Source organism: Luteimonas salinilitoris, from assembly GCF_041300785.1.
Taxonomy (GTDB): Bacteria; Pseudomonadota; Gammaproteobacteria; order Xanthomonadales; family Xanthomonadaceae; genus Luteimonas; species Luteimonas salinilitoris.
This window is the reverse complement of the sequence record NZ_JBFWIB010000051.1, coordinates 1-1,406: the sequence shown is the minus strand read 5'-3', so window position 1 is coordinate 1,406 and position 1,406 is coordinate 1. Positions and strand designations below refer to the sequence as shown.

The 1,406-nt window shown below is 60.1% G+C and carries 2 protein-coding genes; both read left to right on the top strand.

Annotated elements, in window-relative coordinates; genetic code table 11:
- The first annotated feature begins 202 nt into the window (after window positions 1-202).
- Window positions 203-766, top strand: a complete 564-nt coding sequence (locus AB5T46_RS20380; protein ID WP_370565940.1) for a hypothetical protein — start codon at window positions 203-205, stop codon at window positions 764-766.
- A 164-nt stretch (window positions 767-930) separates the two neighbouring features.
- The gene (locus AB5T46_RS20375; protein WP_370565939.1) at window positions 931-1,380 is read left to right on the top strand and encodes an OmpA family protein; all 450 of its coding nucleotides are present in this window, start codon (window positions 931-933) and stop codon (window positions 1,378-1,380) included.
- The last annotated feature ends 26 nt before the right edge of the window (window positions 1,381-1,406 follow it).

Sequence of the window (1,406 nt, the reverse complement as noted above, 5' to 3'; positions counted from 1 at the left end):
ATCGTTGCGAATTTATAAATAGTTATTTGATATTCGGCCGATAGAAACAAAAATAGAATTGTCCGCAAGCGGCGTCTGGCGCCGCGCCCGCCCTGATTGGCTTGCTTGCACGCATGGAAATCTGGCGAGGTTGATGTGGGATTGCACAATTAATTAATGTGCCAGTTGCTACGAATGTCGCCTTCAAACGGAGTTTTGGACTATGACCACACGCCTGACGTTATCGCTGCTCACTCTTTGCTTGGTTGCCGCCTGCAAGCAACAGCCATCGCCCGATACAGCCGCGGCACAGTCGCCGGCCGATACGTCTGGCGCTGCTGCCGAAGCTACAACACCACCGAATCCAACCGTCGCACCGGAGCGGACAACGCCCCCTGCGGCCGCGGCGCCTATCGCTACGCAGACCGGCCCGAAAGGCTCGCAGTGGGATCTGTCCAAGGTCGCTGTGACCGGAAACGTGTTGACTGTGCAGTTCAACGTCCGCACCGGCGACGAGAATTTGTGGAATCCGTCGTTTCCGCTGAGCGACGTCAGCGTTTTGGACGACGCTACCTCGCAGCGCTACAGTCCCCTGCAGGACAGCTCGGGAAAACCGATGGCGGCCCCGTTGAATACGATCAACGACAAGATGCTCAAGCTCGACATCAAGAAGAATTCGAATGGCGTGATCTGGTTGAAATTCCCGGCGCCACCGACGACTTCGCAAACGGTTTCGATCAACATTCCGGAAGTCGCTCCCTTCGACGGCGTGGCGATTCAGCGATGAAACTCCTACCGCTGATCGCGTTGATCGGCCTTGCCTGCGGCTGCTCTCGGCCAGACGCGCCGGCAGAGCCGCAGCAGGAAGCCCGGCAACCGAGTACCGAAACAGCCAGCCCAACGACTCCACCCCAAGGCAACGCGCAACCGCCTGTTACAAGAGGTTCCGCATTGACCGGGACGGTCAGCGGGCTCTCCGGCGAGGTCTCGCAATTGCAGGGCCTCGTCGACGCTCTTGGTGGCGAGATTCGCGACAGCGAAATCTATGTCGCATTGCCAGCCGACACGCTGTTCGAGTTCGACAAGGCCGAAATCCGTTCCGGAGCCGAGGCCGGCCTGCGCACTCTTGCCGAGTTGATAGGCAAGACCCGGGGCACTGTGCAACTCAAGGGATACACCGACGCCAAGGGCGAGGACGCCTACAACCTGGGGTTGTCCAAGCGTCGCGCCGACGCGGTCAAGATATGGTTGGTAGCCAACGGAGTGCCGGATACGCGCCAGCAGGCGGTCGGTTTCGGCGAAGCCGACGCGGTCGCGCCTAACCAGAGGCCGGACGGCACGGACGATCCCGAAGGGCGAGCGAAGAATCGTCGCGTGGAAGCCATCATCCCGCGCAGCTGATTTGCAGCCAAACGCGTCGGGCAAGT

Excerpts from the sequence above, each read along its gene's own strand:
- AB5T46_RS20380 (WP_370565940.1), top strand. The coding sequence starts at position 203 with ATGACCACACGCCTGACGTTATCGCTGCTCACTCTTTGCTTGGTTGCC.